The organism is Streptomyces umbrinus (assembly GCF_030817415.1).
In the GTDB taxonomy this organism is placed as follows: Bacteria; Actinomycetota; Actinomycetes; order Streptomycetales; family Streptomycetaceae; genus Streptomyces; species Streptomyces umbrinus_A.
This window is the reverse complement of record NZ_JAUSZI010000002.1, coordinates 4,785,235-4,802,708: the sequence shown is the minus strand read 5'-3', so window position 1 is coordinate 4,802,708 and position 17,474 is coordinate 4,785,235. Positions and strand designations below refer to the sequence as shown.

Genomic DNA, 17,474 nt, shown 5'->3' with positions numbered 1-17,474 from the left:
GTGCTCCCCGCCGTGGCGCGTACCGCCGCGGTCGTTCCCGCTGTGGTCCTCCCCACCCCGGACGCCGGTGCCGTTCGACGGCGGCGATACTGAACCCATGAAGCTCAGCCGTCCCGTCTCCTGGTTCCTGCTCGCCTTCGGAGTGTGGAGCTGGGTCATCTGGATCACTTTCGTCAAGAACCTGTGGAAGGACGGGAGTGGGCTCGCGTTCGACGACGCGGGCGATCCGACCGGGTACTTCTGGGTGCACCTGACGCTCGCCGTTGTCTCCTTTGTCTTGGGGACGGTCGTCGGGGGCATCGGGTTGCGCGGAGTTCGAGCCTTGCGTCACACGTCATAACGGGGAGTCTCCGCGTGATCATCGTGTTCGTTGTCCTGGTCCTGGCCGTGTTCGGCGGTCTGCACTGGTACGTGTGGCGCCGGATGGTGCGCGACACGACGGCGCGGCCGGGCGTGGCGCGTCGGGTGGGCACGGCCCTGGTCGTCGGGGGGCCGTTCCTCATGTTCGCGGCGATCGCGTCCGAGCGGGGCGGGGCACCCTTCTGGCTGCAGCAGGTGCTGGCCTGGCCGGGGTTCCTGTGGATGGCCTTCTCGCTCTACCTCCTGCTGGGGTTGCTGGTGGGGGAGGTCGTACGGCCGTTGCTCCGGCGGGTGCTGGAGCGGCGCTCGACGCCCGCGGTGGAGCCGGTGGGCGTACGCGAGGGCGCACCCGTACGCACGCGAGTGCCCGACCTGGAAGCTGAGCCCTCCTCAGAGCCAGAGACCCGCTCCGAAGCCGGAGCAGAAGCCGGTGCCAAGCCCGGGCCCGCCGAGAAGCCGGAGCCCGCGGCCACCGGCCCCTCGCGCCGCCTTTTCGTCTCGCGCGTGGTCGGCGGGGCCGCCGCTGCCGCGGCCGTGGGGACCGTCGGATACGGGACGTACGGCGTCCTGCGCGGGCCCAAGGTGAAGCGGGTGACCGTGCCGCTCGCGAAACTCCCCAGGTCGGCCCACGGGTACCGCATCGCCGTCGTCAGCGATGTGCACCTCGGGCCCGTACTCGGGCGCGGGTTCGCGCAGAAGGTGGTCGACACGATCAACTCGACGCAGCCCGACCTCATCGCGGTCGTGGGTGACCTCGTCGACGGCAGCGTGAAGGATCTCGGCCCCGCGGCCGCGCCCCTCGCCCAGTTGAAGGCACGGCACGGGTCGTTCTTCGTCACGGGCAATCACGAGTACTTCTCCGGGGCCGAGGAGTGGGTCGCGCGCGTACGGGAGTTGGGGCTGCGGCCGCTGGAGAACGCCCGTACGGAACTGGCCGATTTCGATCTCGCCGGGGTCAACGACGTGGCCGGTGAGGACGAGGGGCAGGGGCCCGACTTCGTCAAGGCGCTCGGGGACCGGGACCGGTCGCGGGCATGTGTGTTGCTGGCACACCAGCCGGTGCAGATCCATGACGCCGTGGACCATGGAGTGGATCTCCAGCTCTCGGGGCACACGCACGGCGGCCAGTTGTGGCCCGGCAGCCTCATCGCGGATCAGGCCAATCCGACCCTCGCGGGCCTGGAGCGGTACGGGGACACGCAGTTGTACGTGTCGCGGGGCGCCGGTGCCTGGGGGCCGCCCACTCGGGTGGGCGCGCCGTCCGACATCACGGTCGTGGAACTGGCTTCCAAGCAGGCCTGAGGCGCACGCTTCACACCTGGAAGCGGGCTGTGAAAGCGGCCGGAAACCATCGCTTGGTCAGCTTTCTCCCAACACTCCCCATAAGCCTTCCCTCGCCCGAAACCCCTGTGGTTGAGTGCCTCGCGCCACCGGGGAGTGGCACGAGGAGCCACTGGGGGAGTGGCGGGATCGAGCCACGGGACCGTGGCTCCAGGAGGGGCGCCGATGCGATCGGTTCGCATACGGATTCTCGCGGTGGTTCTGGTGCTGGTCGCCGTGGGTGTGGGCGGCTGGCAGCTGCTGCCGACGGGCGGCGCCGGGAGCATCACCGTCGGTACGACGGACGCGGTGACGGCCCTCGATCCGGCGGGCGCCTACGACGCCGGGTCCTGGGACCTGTTCAGCAACGTCTTCCAGTCGCTGCTGACCTTCGAGCCGGGCGGCGCGGACCCCGTGCCCGACGCGGCCAGGAGCTGCGGATTCGTCGGTACGGGCCTGACCACGTACCGATGCACGCTGAAGGAGGGCATCACGTTTCCCAGCGGGCACAGGATGACCGCCGAGGACGTGAAGTTCTCCTTCGACCGGGTCAGGTCCATCGACTCGTCCGTCGGCCCTGCCTCGTTGTTCGACACGGTGGGTTCGGTGGACGCGAGCGGGTTCACCGTCACCTTCCATGTGTCGTCGCCGGACGCCACGTTCCCGTTCAAGGTCGCCACCGGTGCCGGTTCGATCGTCGACCGCACCCGCTACTCCGGACACTCGCTGCGTACCGGCAACGGCGTCGACGGCTCGGGACCGTACACACTGAAGACGTACACGAAGGATCAGCGGGCCGTTCTGACGCCGAACTCCCGCTATCGGGGGGCGGCGCAGAGCAAGGGTGAATCCGCCGTAGTGCGCTACTACGCGACCCCCGAGAAGCTCGACGCGGCCTGGAAGGCCAAGAAGGTCGACGTCGTCGCGCGCACGCTGCCGCCCAAGGTGCTCGCCGGGCTGTCGCCGAGCGACCCCGGCCACCGCGTCACGGAGGCGGCGGGCGCCGAGACCCGCAATCTGTACCTCGACGTGCGGGCCGGATCACCGCTCCACGACCGCCGGGTACGGCAGGCGCTGGCCCTGCTGGTCGACCGCGACGAGCTGGCCGCCACGACGTACGAGGGCACGGTCGATCCGCTGTACTCGCTGATCCCCGCCGGCATCACCGGGCACACGGCCTCCTTCTTCGACGCCTACCCGAAGCCCGATCCCGCGCGGGCGAAGGCACTGCTCGCCGCCGCCGGGGTGAAGACGCCCGTGCGCTTCACCTACGGCTACGCGAAGGGGAGGGACGCGGCCGGCGCGGAAGCCGCCGAGCTCAAACGGCAGTTGGAGCGGGGCGGACTGTTCCAGGTGACGCTCAAGGGCTACGAGTGGACCGACTTCCAGAAGCGGTACGCGGACGGCGAGCTGGACGCGTACGCCGTCGGGTGGGTCGCCGACTTCCCCGACCCGGACAACTTCACCGCTCCGCTGGTCGGTACCGGCGGCAGCATGAAGAACGGCTACAGCAGCAAGGACGTGGACCGGCGGATTCAGGACAGCCGGCAGTACCCGGACCGCAGTCGCACGGAGGGGGACTTCCGGGCGGTCCAGGACGACGTCGCCCGCGATGTTCCGCTCGTTCCGCTGTGGCAGCGCAAGGACTACGTACTGAGCAGCGAGGCCGTGGGCGGCGGACAGTACCTGTCGGACGGCACCGGAGTCTTCCGGCTGTGGAGCCTCGACCGGATCTGACGCGTTCGCGCGGGGTTGACGGTTGCGTCAGTGACGCGATGGGCTCACCCCACGCGGCACCTTGTGACGAAGGTGTGCGTGGGGTGAGGAGCAAACGTGTTGAGACGCAACTCCTTCCGGCTGCCCCGGCATCCGGCTTCGGTCGGGCTCGCCCGGCGCCGGGTGCGTGACCATCTGTCGAACTGGGGGCACAGCGCGGGGGAGCAGGCGTTCGAGGACGTCGTGCTGCTCGTGTCCGAGCTGGCGACGAACGCGGTGCGCCACGGGCCGCTGCTGGAGCGGGAGTTCGAGGTCGCGGTCACCGTGATCGCGGACGGCTCCTGCCTCATCGAGGTCTCCGACGAGAGCCCCGTCCAGCCCCGCCTGCGGGTGGTCGGAGAGTACGACGAGGAGTCCGGCCGAGGCCTGACCCTGGTGGAACACCTCACAACGGCCTGGGGAGTATGGAGCCGAGGAAGGTACGGCAAGACGGTCTGGGCTCTGGTCCCGGCGCCATAGCGCCCTTGCGGGGGGACAAAAGACAGGGGCGCAGCCCCGTCTTTTCAGGGGCGCGGGGAACTGTGCGACAAGCCCCCACCGGCCCGCACTTCGCAACACACCGCACCCCCCACGGAAATCACCCCGCACAAGCCTTCGCAGGCAACGTAACCGTCACCGCCAACCCCTCCCCCGGAGCCGTCCGCACCTCCACCTCACCCCCATGAGCCACGACCACCCCCTGAACGATGGCCATGCCCAGCCCGCTGCCCGCACCCCCACCCGCCCGGAAGAACCGGTCGAAAATCCGCGAGGCGTCATCCTCCTCAAGACCGGGCCCCTCGTCGGCGACACAAAGACGCACGACCCCGTCAACCCGCTCCAGACCGAGCGTGACCGCGACATCCGCCGGCGTGTGCGTCCGTACGTTCGCCACGAGGTTGCCCAGGATCTGACGCAGGCCCGACTCGTCGGCGTGTATCAGCAGGGCCCCGTCCGCGCCCACGGACACCGGCCGCTCGGGCTGCTGGGCCCGAAGGTCCTCGGCCGCGTCACGCACGAGACGGCTCAGGTCGACGTTCTTGAAGCGCAGTTCGGGCTGCTGGTCGAGGCGGGCCAGGGTGAGCAGCTCGTCGACCAGGCGGGCCATGCGGTCGGCCTCACCGGTCATCCGGTCCCAGGCCCGCTTGCGCTCGCCCGGCTCGCGCAGCATGCCCTTGTCGTACAGCTGGAGGTAGCCGCGGATCGCCGACAGGGGCGTACGCAGCTCGTGGGAGGCGTCCGCGACGAAGCGGCGCAGCTGCGTGGCGCTCCGCTCGCGGGTGCGGTACGCCGACTCGACCTGGTGGAGCATCGAGTTGAGGGCGAGCCGCAGCTGCTCGACCTCCTGGGTGGGGTGGTGGCTGGAGGGCACGCGCCGGGCCAGATCCCCCTCGGCGATCGCCGACGACGTCTCGACCATGTCCTCCAGGGGCCGCAGCCGGCGGCTCACGCTGAGCATGGTCAGTACGGCGAGGAGCGCCAACAGCAGGGCACCGAAGGTCAGATCGAGCTTGAGGGCCTTGGCCATGCCCTTGTGCAGGGCGTCCGTCGAGCTGGCCAGCAGGATGGTCGTGCCGTCGGTGAGGGAGATACCTATGACCCGGAACGGGGTGCCGTCCACGGTCACGTCCTGCGGCTCGGCGTCGCCGGTGAGGGACCGGGGGTCGTCCACGGCCTCGGCCAGCGCCCGCTGGTTCTCCGTCGGTTCGAAGGTGCCGATCGTGAGGCTGTGTCCCGTCGTGTCGACCAGGGCGAAGAGGGAGTCCGAGTTCGGCGGCCCCTGCGACTCCGGGATCTTCCCGTCGCGGACGAAGGCCAGCGCGCTCATCGAGTCGATCTGCTGCGCCGTGAGCTGCGTACTCCCCAGTGAGTCCCGTGTCTTGAACAGCTCCGAGTCGACCTGGTCCAGCAGGTAGTACCGCATGCCCATCAGGCTGACCGCCGTCGCCACGATGATGCCGAGCGCCAGCAGCGCCACGTTGGCCAGCGTCAGCTTGCCGCGCAGCGAGTGGATGCCACGGCTGTGGTGGTGGCGGAAGATCATGCGAGCCCGTATCCGACGCCCCGGCGGGTCGTGATCACCGGGGCGCCGAGGGCGTCGAGCTTGCGGCGCAGATAGCTGATGTACGTCTCCACGACGGTCGACTCGGCCGAGTGCTCGTACTGCCAGACGTGGCGCAGGAGTTGCTCCTTGGGGACGATCCGGCCGCCGTTGCGCACGAGGAAGCGCAGGAGCGCGTACTCGGTGGGGGTGAGCTCGACCGAGCGGCCCGCGCGGTGCACCGAGTAGGTCGTCTCGTCCAGCTCCAGGTCCCCGTAGCGCAGGGGCGGGCGCTCGGGGAGGACGTCGGCCGGGCGGGTGCGGCGCAGGACCGCGGTGATGCGGGCGATCACCTCGTCGATGTTGAACGGCTTGGTGATGTAGTCGTCGCCGAAGGCGAGCGCGCCGACGATCTCGGTGGGCGCGTCCCTCGCGGTCAGGAACACCAGGGCCAGGTCGGGCTGTTTCGCGCGCAGTTCGCGGCCCAGTGCCCGGCCGTCGCCGTCCGGGAGCATCACGTCGAGGAGCGCGGCGTCCGGGCGGGTGCGCTCGGCCAGCGTCAGCGCCTGGCGCACGGTCCCCGCCGTCATCACCTCGAAGCGGTGGTAGCGCAGAGCGATGGCCAGGACGTCCGCGATGCTCGGTTCGTCCTCGACGACCAGGACGGTCGCCCCCTCGTGAGCGGTCATGTCCCCAGTATCGGCGCGGGCACCGACAACGGGGCCGGGTCGTGCTTTGGAGTTCCTTGTGAGTCATGGCCGATTCGTGTGCACGCGTGCGCGCCACCCCGATGCTGAGCCGCAGGACCTGGGGGACCGACCGACGACCGACTAAGGAGCGTTGAGGCGTGACGACATTGGCACGGTGGTGCTATCGGCACCGGCTGGTGGTCCTGTTGTTGTGGGTGGGGGCGTTGTTGGGGCTGGGCTTCGCGGGATCCGCCGCGGGCACGAACTACGCGGACACCTTCACTCTTCCGAACACGGACTCCACGCGCGCGTACGACCTGATGGAGAAGGCCTTCCCGGAGAGGTCGGGCGACACCGACACGGTGGTGTGGAAGGTCGACGACGGATCCGTACGGGACGATTCCGTACGCTCCCGGATCGAGCCCGCCCTGGAGGAGATCGGGCGCATGAAGGGCGTCGGCGACGTCAGCAGCCCGTACGCCGCCCAGGGGGCCACGCAGATCAGTGAGAACGGGCGGATCGCCTACGCCCAGGTGACCTTCACCGAGCAGGCGAACGGCGTCCCCAAGGAGCTGGTCCAGGACGTCGTCGACACGTCGCAGGGCGCCGAACGCGCCGGTCTCCAGGTGGAGCTGGGCGGTCAGGCGATCACCCGGATCCAGGAGCCGCCCACCGGTATCGCCGAGATGGTCGGCATCATGGCCGCGGCGGTCGTCCTCTTCCTCGCCTTCGGCTCGTTCTTCGCGATGCTGCTGCCGCTCGTCGTCGCGATCGCGGCCCTCGGCACCGGCCTGATGGCGACCTCGCTGCTCAGCCATGTCACCGACGTACCCGAAGTGGCCCCGCTGCTCGGCTCGTTGATCGGTCTCGGCGTGGGCATCGACTACGCGCTGTTCATCGTGACGCGGCACCGCCGGGGCATCCTGCGCGGCATGAAGCCCGAGGAGTCCGCCGTCACGGCCCTCAACACCTCGGGCCGTGCCGTGCTGTTCGCGGGCGGCACGGTGTGCATCGCGCTCGCCGGAATGCTCGTGATGAACATGCGCTTCCTGGACGGCGTGGTCGTCGCGACCTCGCTGACCGTCGTACTGAGCGTTCTCGCCGCGACCACCCTGCTGCCCGCGCTCCTCGGCCTGCTCGGGATGCGCGTCCTCAGCCGCAAGCAGCGGCGCAGGCTCGCCGCGACGGGACCGGAGCCGGCCGAGGCGAGCGGCCTCGCGGCACGCTGGTCCATGTACGTGCAGAAGCGGCCGCGTTCGATCGCCGCCGGGGCACTGGTCGTGATGGTGATCCTCGCGCTGCCCGTCCTGTCGATCCGGCTCGGCGCCACCGACCAGGGCAACCACAAGGACTCGACGACGACGCGCCAGGCGTACGACCTGCTCGCCGAGGGCTTCGGGCCCGGCTTCAACGGCCCGCTCCAGGTGGTCGTGGACGGCGGTGACACGGACGCGCTCGTGTCGACGATCCGCTCGACCGAGGGCGTCGCCCAGGTCGCCGTCGCGCCGCCCTCCCAGGGCGTCACGGTGATCCAGGTCGTGCCCACCACGTCACCGCAGTCCGAGAAGACGGACCAGCTGATCGACCGGCTGCGGGACGACGTGATCCCGGAGTCCGGAACCGAGGCCCACGTGGGCGGAGTGACCGCCGTCTTCAAGGACTTCGCGGCCGTCACGGGGGACCGGCTGCCGTACTTCGTCGCGGCGATCATCACGCTCGGCTTCCTGCTGCTGATGGTGGCCTTCCGCTCCCTGGTGGTGCCGCTGACGGCCGCCCTGATGAACCTGATCGCGGCCGCCGCGTCCTTCGGAGTGCTCGTCGCGATCTTCCAGTGGGGCTGGGGCACGGAACTCCTCGGCATCGGCAAGGAGGGGCCGATCACCGCCTTCCTGCCGGTCATCATGCTGTCGCTGCTCTTCGGGCTCTCGATGGACTACCAGGTGTTCCTGGTGAGCCGCATGCACGAGGAGTGGGTGCACACCAAGGACAACGCGCGGGCGGTCCGGGTCGGCCTCGCCGAGACCAGCCGGGTCATCAACTGCGCGGCCCTGATCATGATCTGCGTCTTCTCCGCGTTCGTCCTCAGCGGCGACATGGAGGGCGCGATGGCGGGCATCGGGCTCGCGGCGGCGGTCGCGCTGGACGCGTTCATCCTGCGTACGGCGCTGGTGCCGGCCGCGATGCACCTCCTGGGGAACTCCAACTGGTGGCTGCCCGCCGGTCTGGAGAAGCGACTGCCGCACCTGGCGGTCGAGCCCCGCGAGGAGGAGGTCTCCGAGCCCCACGCGCGCGTGGCCGACGCCGACGGCGGGTCGACCGTGATCCACGGCTTCGTCCGTACCCCGGACGGCGCACCCGTCGAGGGCGCCGCGCTGACCCTGCTCTCCAAGGGCGGCCGTCAGCTCGACCGGGTGACGTCGCTGGCCGACGGCTCGTACATCGTCTCGGTGCCCTCCGCGGGCTCGTACCTGCTGGCCGTGACGGCCGCCGAGCACCCCTCCCGCGCCCGGCACGTGATGGTCGGCGCCGAACCGCTGGTGTACGACGTGGAGCTGGCGGAGGACGAGGTGGACGCCGTGAACTGACCGCGCGGGGGCGCTATTTCGCGGACTTCTTGGCGGGGTCGGGCAGTGCGTTCGTCATCCCCGGCAGGAAGTCCGTGAACAGCCCGTGCACCTCGCGGACCAGGGGCCGCAGCACCCGGAAGCGGGCCAGTGAGACGCCGAGCGAGGTGAGCCGGGCACCTCGTTCGGCGAGGCGGTAACTGCGCTCGCGACCCTCCGTGCGGTCGAAGACCCAGTACAGGACGAGACCCATCTGGGAGAGCCACAGCAACTCGGGGAGCACCTCCCGCAGTTCCTCGGGGATCTTCGCCTTGGAGCCCGCCAGCACCTCGCGGCAGACCGCGATGGCCTCCACGCGCGCGTGCTCCGACTCGGCGGAGAACGGGCTGAGCGGGCTGTCCGGATCGGCGGCGTTCTTGAAGAACTGCACCGCGAACTCGTGGTACGGCGTCGCCACGTCCAGCCACGCCTTCAGCACCCCGGCGATCCGCGCCTCCAGGTCCTTCTCCTGGTCCAGGACTTCGCGGACAGCCACCCTGTGCTCGGCGGCGAGCCGGTCGTAGAACCCCTGGATCAGGTGCTCCTTGCCGGCGAAGTAGTAGTACGCGTTGCCTACGGAGACCCCTGCCTCCTTGGCGATGGCCCGCATCGTCGTCTTCTCGTAGCCCCGCTCCTGGAACAGGCGCATCGCCGTCTCCAGGATCAGGGCCCGGGTCTGCTCGCTCTTCGCCGGCGTACGGGACGGCCGGGCGGGGCCCTCCGGCTCCGCGGGGCCGTCCGGACGACTGGCGCTGTCTTTCGCTGCTGGCACGGGACAGAGCCTAACGAGGCGCGCAGGTGTCGCTGTCGCAGGCGGGTGCGTTGTAGGTCCACCCCGTGGCCGGGGAGTACTGCCATCCGTTGGCCCCGTAGTACGCGCCTCCGCCCCAGGCGCCGTGCCTGCGTGCCCACTGGCCCTCACGCCACTTGGCGGCGGCGAGGACCGCGCCGCGCGCGAGCCGCGCTCCGGCCGGGGTACTGAACCGGTGGGCCGTCGGGCGGTACTCGGCGAGCGCCCACAGGGTGACGATCCAGGCGGCGGTGCCCCGGTAGACCTGGCCCGAATCGCCGATCACGGTGATCTCGTCGAGCGTCACCGCGTGGTCGAGCCCCGGGAAGCGCCGCATGGCGGCCTCCGAGCCGGCGGGCACCAGGTCCAGGGGCACCAACTGGCGCTGCCGTACGAGCCAGTCGCGCAGGAAGCCGCAGAGCGAGCACTGCGCGTCGTACAGGACGGTGAGCCCGCGGACCGGGACGCGCGCGGCGTCCCGGTCCGGGGTGGCGGCGGTGGCCATCGCGGTCACGCCCCGACCGCCGGGGCGACCCAGTCCTGCGGCGGCACGGGCGGCTGCTGCTCGCGCTCCATGATGCCCCGGCGCCGGATCTTGTTGAGCACGTAGACGTTGCCCAGGTGCATGGCGCCGAGCACCAGGAGCACCACGCCGATCTTCGTCGACAGGGCCTCGAACACCCCGCGGGCGTCGGCGATCTCCTCGTCCTGGCTGAGATAGAGGGCCACGAAGCCCAGGTTCACCAGGTAGAAGCCCACCACCAGCAGGTGGTTGACGGCGTCCGCGAGCTTCTCGTTCCCGTGCAGCACATCAGCCAGAAAGATCCGCCCGTTCTGGCTGAGCGTCCGTGCCACCCAGATCGTCAGCGCCACGCTGACCAGCAGATAGATGACATACGCGACGACCGTGAGGTCCATGTCCCCACCCTTTCTCGACTTCTTGAACGCGTTCAAAACGCGCTGTCGAGGAAGAATGTAGACCTGTTTTTGAACGTGTTCAAGTCGGTTGCGGGGCGTGCGTGTGTGACGTGCGGCTCAGGCCGCAAGGGGGTGGAGGGCCGGGGTGTGCTCGGCTGGTGCGGCGAGCGGGGCTCAGCCGGTGCGTGCCAGCTCCGGACGCTTGCCGTAGTCCGTGAAGCCGATGACGTTGCCCCAGGGGTCGGCGATCTCTACGGTCCAGCCGGTGGCCACCGGGAAGGGCTCGTCGAGGGGCTGGATCCCGGCCGCGGTCAGCGCCCGTGCCGTCACCCGCGCGTCCCGCACCTCCAGCCACACGCGGCACGCCGGCCAGGACGGCCCCCGCTGTCCGAGCTCCTCGTCCACGCGCAGCAGCACGCCCGGAGTCTCGTTCCCGACCTTCAGCAGGGCGATCCCGGCCTCGTCCAGGCGGAAGGCCACCGGGAATCCGGCCCGCCCGTAGAAGCCCAGCGCCTCGTCGAGGTTCCCGACGGGCAGCAGCACGTTGTCGAAACCGAGCAGTTCGTACGACTCGTCATCTGACATACCGTCAGAATAGGTCGCCGTCCGCTCAGGGCGAGGGAACCGGCTGCGGCGTCGCGCGCGTGGCGAGCAGCCGCAGCGCCTTCTCCGTCGGAGAGCCGGGCTCCGCCGTGAACGTGACCAGGGTCTGGCCGGGATCGGAGGGCAGCGGCAGCGACTCGTAGTGCAGCCACAGCTCACCCGCCACCGGGTGGGTGATGTGCTTCACGCCGTAGCACAGGCCCCGTACGTGCTGCTGGTCCCAGCAGCGGCGGAACTGCGCGCTGTGCTCCAGCAGGTCGGCGATCAGCGCGCTCAGGGCGGGGTCGTCGGGGTGCCGGCCCACGTCGGCGCGGAGCGTCGCGGCCATGTACTCGCCGCCCGCCTCCCACTCCGGATACAGCGACCTGGACTGCTCCTCGTCCAGGAAGTACAGCCGGGCCAGGTTCCGCTCCCGCGGCTCCAGCGCGGCGAAGTCGTAGGTGATCCGCCCGCCGAGCGTGTTCCAGGCCAGGACGTCCATGGCCACGCTGCACACGTACGCGGGTACGTCCTCCATGGCGTCGATCAGCAGCCGGATGCCCTGCCGTACCTGCTGGGATCCCGTCGTCCCCGTCCCCGTCCCCGTCGTCGGCGTCCGGCGTCCCGGGAGGGTGAGGTCCCGCAGATAGGCGTACTCGGAGTCGGTCAGCCGCAGCGCGCGGGCGACGGCGTCCAGGACCGAGTCCGAGATGTTGGGCGTACGGCCCTGCTCGATGCGCGTGTAGTAGTCCACGCTGATCCCCGCCAGCTGGGCGGCCTCCTCGCGCCGCAGGCCAGGCACCCGTCTGCGGTTGACCCCCGCCGGGAGTCCCAGCCCGGCCGGGTCGAGAGCGGCCCGGCGGGCCTTGAGGAACGCGCTGATGTCGGGCTCGGGACGCGTGACCATGCTCCGAGTATCGCCCAGCCGGGTCCATGGCCGCGGACCGCTCCTCCACCGCCGCTTCCTGGTACTGCCAGACCCAGGCTGGACCGGGCCTGGTCCGGATGTGCGTCGGGAGGGAGGGTCGAAAGGTATCCACACAGCCACGTGAAGCAAGCCCACAGCCATGTGAAGCCCACAGCCACGTGAAGCCCTAGGAGGCTGGACAACTCATGCAGCGCAGGATTCTGGGCGGCACCGGCATCTCGGTCAGCGAGTACGCGCTCGGCGCGATGATGTTCGGGGAGATCGGCAACCCCGACCACGACGATTCCGTACGGATCATCCACGCGGCCCTGGAAGCGGGCATCAACTTCGTGGACACCGCCGACATCTACAGCACCGGCGAGTCCGAGGAGATCGTCGGCAAGGCCCTCAAGGGGCGCCGCGAGGAGGTCGTCCTCGCGACCAAGTTCCGGCTGCCCATGGGCGACGAGCCCAACCTGGCGGGAGGCTCGCGCCGCTACATCGCGCGCGCGGTCGAGGACAGCCTGCGGCGCCTGGACACCGACTACATCGACCTCTACCAGATGCACCGCCCCGACCCGCTCACGGACATCGACGAGACCCTGTCCGCCCTGTCCGACCTCGTACGGTCCGGAAAGGTGCGGGTCGTGGGCTCCTCCTCCTTCCCGGCCGACCAGATCGTGGAGGCCCAGTGGACGGCCGAGCGGCGCGGCCACGTCCGGTTCCGTACTGAGCAGCCGCCCTACTCGATCCTGGCCCGCGGGGCGGAGGGCAGCATCCTTCCGGCGGCCCAGCGCTACGGCATGGGCACGCTGACCTGGGGGCCGCTCAGCGCCGGCTGGCTCTCCGGCCGTGACCTCGCGGCCAGCGGGCGCGCCAAGCTGGAGGGCTTCAAGTTCGACCCGGCCCTGCCCGGCAACGCGGCCAAGCTCGCCGCGGTCGCCGACCTCAAGAAGGTCGCCGCCGACGCCGGTCTCCCGCTCCCGCACATGGCCCTGGCCTTCGTACGCGCCCACCCGGGCGTCACCTCGGCCATCATCGGCCCCCGCACGATGGACCAGCTCACCGACCTGCTGGCGGGCGCGGACGTCACCCTCGACGACGCGACCCTGGACCGTATCGACGAGATCGTTCCGCCCGGCACGGACCTGAACCGGGCCGACAACTACTTCGTCGAGCAGCCGGCGTTGACGGACCCGTCGCTGCGGCGCCGCAGGTAGGCGGACGGTACGGCCCACAGCGGACGGTACGGGCCGCAGTGTGCGGCGGGGCCCTTAAACCGGGGCCCCGCCGCCTGCCTTTCCCCCGCGGTGACTGATTGTCAGTGGTGCCTCGTACTGTCGACGGCATGGGAATGGTGACGTTCGTCGACGAGACGACAAGCGGGGACCGCGGTGCGGGCTGGGGGCTGGAGATCGCCGAGGAGCGGCTCGCGCTGCGCGAGTTGATCCGGCGGCGGGTCTTCCAGGAGGTCGCCGAGTTCAACGCGCGTACGCCGGAGGTGTTCCAGGGGCTGGTGCAGCCCAACGACACCGAGCGGGTGCTGAACGGGTACGCGTTGCGGACGCCCCGGCGGATAGACCCCGAGGCCCAGACCGAGCTGGCGCTGAAGGCCTTCGCGGGGAACGGGTTCCTGGTGCTGGTGGGGGACCGGCAGTTCACCGACCTCGACGAGGAGATCGAGCTGAAGCTCGGCACCGAGGTCACGTTCCTGAAGCTCGTCGCGCTGGTGGGTGGCTGATGGCGTCGATGCGATCGCACACGCAGAAGATCCGCAACCAGATCGACGCGGGGAACATGGGCAGACTCGCCGACGAGGTGCTGAAGGCCGCTGTCGCCAACCACGGCTTCTGGGGTGACGAATGGTCCGAGCTCTTCGACACCCTGCGCAACCTGCCCGTGGAGGAGCGTCGCCGGCTCGCCCACGCGCTCATCGAGCGCTTCCGCTCGCTCGGCACGGAGCCGGAGACCCGGCAGAAGGTGCTGACGCTGCTCGGCATCGTCGCCCGTGACCTGCCCGACGACTTCTTCCTCCCCACCGAGCGGCTGGCGGAGCTCGAAACGCTCGGTGCCCGGCACTCCTACTGGCACGCCACGCGCCTCGACCTCCTGGCGGAGGCGGAGCTCGCGACCGGCCGACGGCTCGCGCCCTCCGTCGTGGCCGTCTTCCGTCGTACGGCCCTGGTCGCCTACCGCTCGGAGCACCTCGTGGAGTTGGTCAAGAAGCTCACCACCCCTGTCCTCAACGTCGGCGAGGCGTGGGCCGATCACGCCATGGAGCAGCTCACCGGCTCGGACGACGACCCCTGGCAGGCCCTGCTCCTCCACGCCCTCACGGCCACCGCCTCCAAGCCGAGCGCCAAGTGGGACAAGCAGGCCCAGGCCCTCATCGACAGCATCGGAGCGGACCGGGTCAGGGAGACCGCGCTGTCCTGGCTCGCCCTCGTCGGCCGCCCGCGCACCATCCCGCTGGAACGCCAGACGTACGAGCCGGACATCAACAACGCCTACGACCCCTACAACGCCAACGCCCTGCGCGGACTCGCCTGGCTGCTGTCCCTTCTCCCGCCGCACCCCGACACGGCCCGGGCGCTGGGCGCGCTCGTCGAGACCTCCCTCAAGAAGGTCGCCGGAATGGGCCCGCGCAACCCGAAGGTCGCCAACGCGGGCGTCATCGCGCTCTCGCGCGTCGACAGCGAGGCCGCCCTCGCCGAACTGGCCCGCCTGGCCACCCGGGTGACGTACAAGAACACGGCGAAACTGCTCGACGTGGCGTTGGAGGCGCGCGCCACCGCTCTCGGCCTGAGCCGGGAGGAGATCGAGGAGCTAGCCGTCCCGGCGTACGGGCTCACCGAGGTGGGGCGCGCCCTGCACCGACTCGGGGACGTCACCGCCCTCATCGAGGTCCACGGCACCAAGTCCGTGCTCGGCTGGCGCAACGCGGCAGGCAAGGAGGTCAAGAGCGTGCCCGCCGCCGTGAAGCGGGATCACGCCGACGAGCTCAAGGAGCTCAAGGCCGCCGCCAAGGACATCGACAAGATGCTCTCGGCGCAGGCGGAGCGGCTCGACCGTCAGTTCCTGGCCCGTCGCACCTGGGCGTACGACGCCTGGCGCGAGCGCTACATCGACCACCCGCTGGTCGGCACCCTCGCCAGGCGCCTCCTGTGGACGGTCGACGGCAGACCGGTCGGCTTCGCCGACGGCGAGCTGCGCACGCTCACCGACGATCCGGTGACCACGGGTTCGGAGGTCGAGCTCTGGCACCCGGTCGGGCGCGAACCGGCCGAGATCGTCGCCTGGCGCGACTGGCTGGAGCGGCACGAGATCACCCAGCCGTTCAAACAGGCCCACCGCGAGGTGTACCTGCTCACCGACGCCGAGCGCGCCACGGGCACCTACTCGAACCGTTTCGCGGCGCACGTGCTGCGGCAGCACCAGTTCAACTCGCTGGCCGCGATCAGGGGTTGGCGCAACAAGCTCCGGCTGTGCGTCGACGACTCGGCTCCGCCGGCCACCCGGGAGCTGCCCCAGTGGGGGCTGCGCGCCGAGTACTGGATCGAGGGCGACGGCGAGGAGTACGGCGAGGACACCACGGAGTCCGGCAGCTACCTGCGGCTGCGCACCGACCAGGTCCGCTTCTACCCGATCGACGCGCCGGAGAACTCGGCCCACTGCTACGGCGGCGAGTACAGCATGTGGCTGCGGGACGGGCAGGACCCGGTCGAGCCCCTGCCCCTCACCGGGATCCCGCCCCTCGCCCTCTCCGAAGTCCTGCGCGACGTCGACCTGTTCGTGGGTGTCGCGAGCGTCGGCAACGACCCGACCTGGCAGGACGGCGGCCCGGGCGGCCGCTTCCAGGAGTACTGGTCGGGGTACAGCTTCGGCGAACTGAACCAGAGCGCCGAGACCCGCCGGGCCCTCCTCGACCGCCTGATCCCCCGGCTCGCGATAGCCGACCGCTGCACCCTGGAGGGCCGCTTCCTGCACGTGAAGGGCGAGCGTCACACGTACAAGATCCACCTCGGCTCGGGCAACATCCTGATGACCCCGAACGACCAGTACCTGTGCATCGTCCCCAAGTCCGCGACGACTCCCCAGACCGGCTACCTCCCCTACGAGGGAGACCGCACCCTCGCCGTCATCCTCAGCAAGGCGATGATGCTGGCCAAGGACACGGAGATCACGGACCCGACGATCCTCAGCCAGCTGTAGCCGGTATGGGGACGTCGAACGCCGCCCCCGCTATCCGCAGGACGTACGGCAGTTCCGGGGACCGGTCCGTCGGGTTGAGGGCGTAGACCAGGACACGGCGGAGGTCACGGGAGGCGAAGGCGCCGCTCGTGTAGCCGGGGACGTGCCCGCTCTTGCCCCAGACGACGGTGCCGTCGGGGAACTCGGTGCGCTGGAGCCCGCCGTAGCTGAACTGCGTGTCGCCGGACGCCGCGGCGGGCATCCGGAACAGGTCCTTCTGCTGGGCCGGCGGGAGGAGACGGCCGCGGTACAGGGCCGTGAAGAAGCGTGCCAGGTCGGGGGCGTTGGAGATCATGCCGCCCTCCGCCCACCCGTACGGGTTCTGGACGCTCACGTCCTTGAGCTCGCCGGAGCCCGGCACTGCCACCAGGCCGCGTGTGTAGGGCGCCGGGATTGACCAGTCGTCCAGGGCGGGGACGTAGGTGTCGCGCAGGCGGAGGGGGGTGAGGATGCGGGTGCGAACCTCGGAGCCGTAAGCATGGCCCGTCACCTGCTCGATGATCAGGCCCGCGATGAAGTAGTTGATGCCGTTGTACCGGGTGGCCCTGCCCGGTTCCGTCGGCTCGCCGCAGGCCAGGGAGGCGTCGACGGCCTCGCGCGGTGACATGTCCTCCGTGGCGCAGGTCATGATCTGCAGGCCGCTGGTGTGGCTGAGCAACTGGCCCACGGTGACGGGGAAGTAGCCGGCCGGCAGAAGGCCCGGCATCAACTCCTGCACCGTGTCGTCCAGGGTCAGCCGTCCCTCGGCGGCCAGTTGGAGCAGCACGGTCGACGTGAAGATCTTCGTGACACTGCCGATCCTGAAGTGCGCGTCGGCGGACGGCACGGACGGGCCGGCCGTGCCCGACCAGCGGCCGTCCGTTCCGGACATCCGGATCAGCCCACCCGTCACGTTCTCATCGGGCAGCCCGGCGAGGGCTGCCCGCAGCGCCTCCTTGTCGAGCCCCCGGTCACCACGGACCACCCCGTGCCCGGGATCCGCGGCCACAGCCGGCACGGTCCCCACCACCAGCACGGCCGCCACAGCCCCGGCAGCCGCCACCGTCCTCCAACGCCTCTTGTACTCACCTAAGTTCGCCATGCACACCAGCCTCGCCCCGCACATCCCTCCCTTCCATCGGGAAGATCCCGGACACGACCCTGACCTCACCCTGAGCCTGCCCCTGCCCGAGTTCGAGGCCTCCTCGATGGTCCAGTGGGCTCAGTCGGGGGCGGTGGGGTATCGCAAGCAGCACGGCCGCCGCGCCTGAGATTGCGA

Annotated in this window: 17 protein-coding genes; 9 read left to right on the top strand and 8 right to left on the bottom strand. The window is 70.3% G+C overall.

Features of this window, described 5'->3' with window-relative positions; genetic code table 11:
• Nucleotides 1-97 precede the first annotated feature (97 nt).
• From QF035_RS20945 to QF035_RS20930, 4 genes are all read left to right on the top strand, one after another.
• On the top strand, nt 98-340 hold the full coding sequence (locus QF035_RS20945) for an SCO4848 family membrane protein (protein WP_055615755.1): 243 nt from the start codon (nt 98-100) through the stop codon (nt 338-340).
• Between the two features lie 14 nt (nt 341-354).
• Nucleotides 355-1,662 carry a metallophosphoesterase gene (locus tag QF035_RS20940; RefSeq protein ID WP_307521965.1) on the top strand — a complete coding sequence of 436 codons (1,308 nt, stop codon included), beginning with the start codon at nt 355-357 and terminating at the stop codon, nt 1,660-1,662.
• A 204-nt stretch (nt 1,663-1,866) separates the two neighbouring features.
• The gene (locus QF035_RS20935) at nt 1,867-3,417 is read left to right on the top strand and encodes an ABC transporter substrate-binding protein (RefSeq protein WP_307521963.1); all 1,551 of its coding nucleotides are present in this window, start codon (nt 1,867-1,869) and stop codon (nt 3,415-3,417) included.
• Nucleotides 3,418-3,513: 96 nt separating this feature from the next.
• Nucleotides 3,514-3,915 carry an ATP-binding protein gene (locus QF035_RS20930; protein WP_307521962.1) on the top strand — a complete coding sequence of 134 codons (402 nt, stop codon included), beginning with the start codon at nt 3,514-3,516 and terminating at the stop codon, nt 3,913-3,915.
• Between the two features lie 118 nt (nt 3,916-4,033).
• Here the strand turns inward: QF035_RS20930 and QF035_RS20925 are convergent, their stop codons facing one another.
• Complete coding sequence (locus QF035_RS20925) at nt 4,034-5,479, bottom strand: sensor histidine kinase (RefSeq protein WP_307521960.1); 1,446 nt, start codon at nt 5,477-5,479, stop codon at nt 4,034-4,036.
• Nucleotides 5,476-6,165 carry a response regulator transcription factor gene (locus QF035_RS20920; RefSeq protein WP_055615750.1) on the bottom strand — a complete coding sequence of 230 codons (690 nt, stop codon included), beginning with the start codon at nt 6,163-6,165 and terminating at the stop codon, nt 5,476-5,478. Before QF035_RS20920 ends, QF035_RS20925 begins: the two co-directional genes overlap by 4 nt.
• 167 nt (nt 6,166-6,332) lie before the next feature.
• On the opposite strand from QF035_RS20920, the gene QF035_RS20915 reads away from it, so the two are divergent.
• The gene (locus QF035_RS20915; protein WP_307531284.1) at nt 6,333-8,750 is read left to right on the top strand and encodes an MMPL family transporter; all 2,418 of its coding nucleotides are present in this window, start codon (nt 6,333-6,335) and stop codon (nt 8,748-8,750) included.
• 13 nt (nt 8,751-8,763) lie between these two features.
• Here the strand turns inward: QF035_RS20915 and QF035_RS20910 are convergent, their stop codons facing one another.
• The 5 genes from QF035_RS20910 to QF035_RS20890 form a co-directional block, all read right to left on the bottom strand.
• On the bottom strand, nt 8,764-9,540 hold the full coding sequence (locus tag QF035_RS20910; protein WP_307521959.1) for a TetR/AcrR family transcriptional regulator: 777 nt from the start codon (nt 9,538-9,540) through the stop codon (nt 8,764-8,766).
• Between the two features lie 10 nt (nt 9,541-9,550).
• Nucleotides 9,551-10,063 (bottom strand): thiol-disulfide oxidoreductase DCC family protein, encoded by a 513-nt coding sequence (locus QF035_RS20905; RefSeq protein ID WP_307531282.1) that lies wholly within the window; start codon nt 10,061-10,063, stop codon nt 9,551-9,553.
• A gap of 5 nt (nt 10,064-10,068) precedes the next feature.
• The gene (locus QF035_RS20900) at nt 10,069-10,476 is read right to left on the bottom strand and encodes a hypothetical protein (protein WP_189837261.1); all 408 of its coding nucleotides are present in this window, start codon (nt 10,474-10,476) and stop codon (nt 10,069-10,071) included.
• Nucleotides 10,477-10,650: 174 nt separating this feature from the next.
• Nucleotides 10,651-11,061, bottom strand: coding sequence for a VOC family protein (locus QF035_RS20895; protein WP_307521957.1), 411 nt, complete (start codon nt 11,059-11,061; stop codon nt 10,651-10,653).
• Between the two features lie 25 nt (nt 11,062-11,086).
• Nucleotides 11,087-11,965 (bottom strand): helix-turn-helix transcriptional regulator, encoded by an 879-nt coding sequence (locus tag QF035_RS20890; protein ID WP_307521956.1) that lies wholly within the window; start codon nt 11,963-11,965, stop codon nt 11,087-11,089.
• Nucleotides 11,966-12,171: 206 nt separating this feature from the next.
• On the opposite strand from QF035_RS20890, the gene QF035_RS20885 reads away from it, so the two are divergent.
• From QF035_RS20885 to QF035_RS20875, 3 genes are all read left to right on the top strand, one after another.
• Nucleotides 12,172-13,185, top strand: coding sequence for an aldo/keto reductase (locus tag QF035_RS20885; protein ID WP_307521954.1), 1,014 nt, complete (start codon nt 12,172-12,174; stop codon nt 13,183-13,185).
• A 128-nt stretch (nt 13,186-13,313) separates the two neighbouring features.
• Nucleotides 13,314-13,706, top strand: a complete 393-nt coding sequence (locus QF035_RS20880; RefSeq protein ID WP_307521953.1) for a hypothetical protein — start codon at nt 13,314-13,316, stop codon at nt 13,704-13,706.
• Between the two features lie 8 nt (nt 13,707-13,714).
• Nucleotides 13,715-16,177, top strand: coding sequence for a DUF4132 domain-containing protein (locus QF035_RS20875; RefSeq protein WP_307521952.1), 2,463 nt, complete (start codon nt 13,715-13,717; stop codon nt 16,175-16,177).
• Here the strand turns inward: QF035_RS20875 and QF035_RS20870 are convergent.
• Nucleotides 16,164-17,297 carry a serine hydrolase domain-containing protein gene (locus QF035_RS20870; RefSeq protein WP_307521950.1) on the bottom strand — a complete coding sequence of 378 codons (1,134 nt, stop codon included), beginning with the start codon at nt 17,295-17,297 and terminating at the stop codon, nt 16,164-16,166. The two genes, QF035_RS20875 and QF035_RS20870, sit on opposite strands and share 14 nt — an antisense overlap.
• Here QF035_RS20870 and QF035_RS20865 point away from each other — a divergent pair.
• Entirely contained in the window at nt 17,296-17,466 is a 171-nt protein-coding gene (locus tag QF035_RS20865) for a hypothetical protein (protein ID WP_307521949.1), read from the top strand. The genes QF035_RS20870 and QF035_RS20865 overlap by 2 nt on opposite strands.
• Nucleotides 17,467-17,474 lie beyond the last annotated feature (8 nt).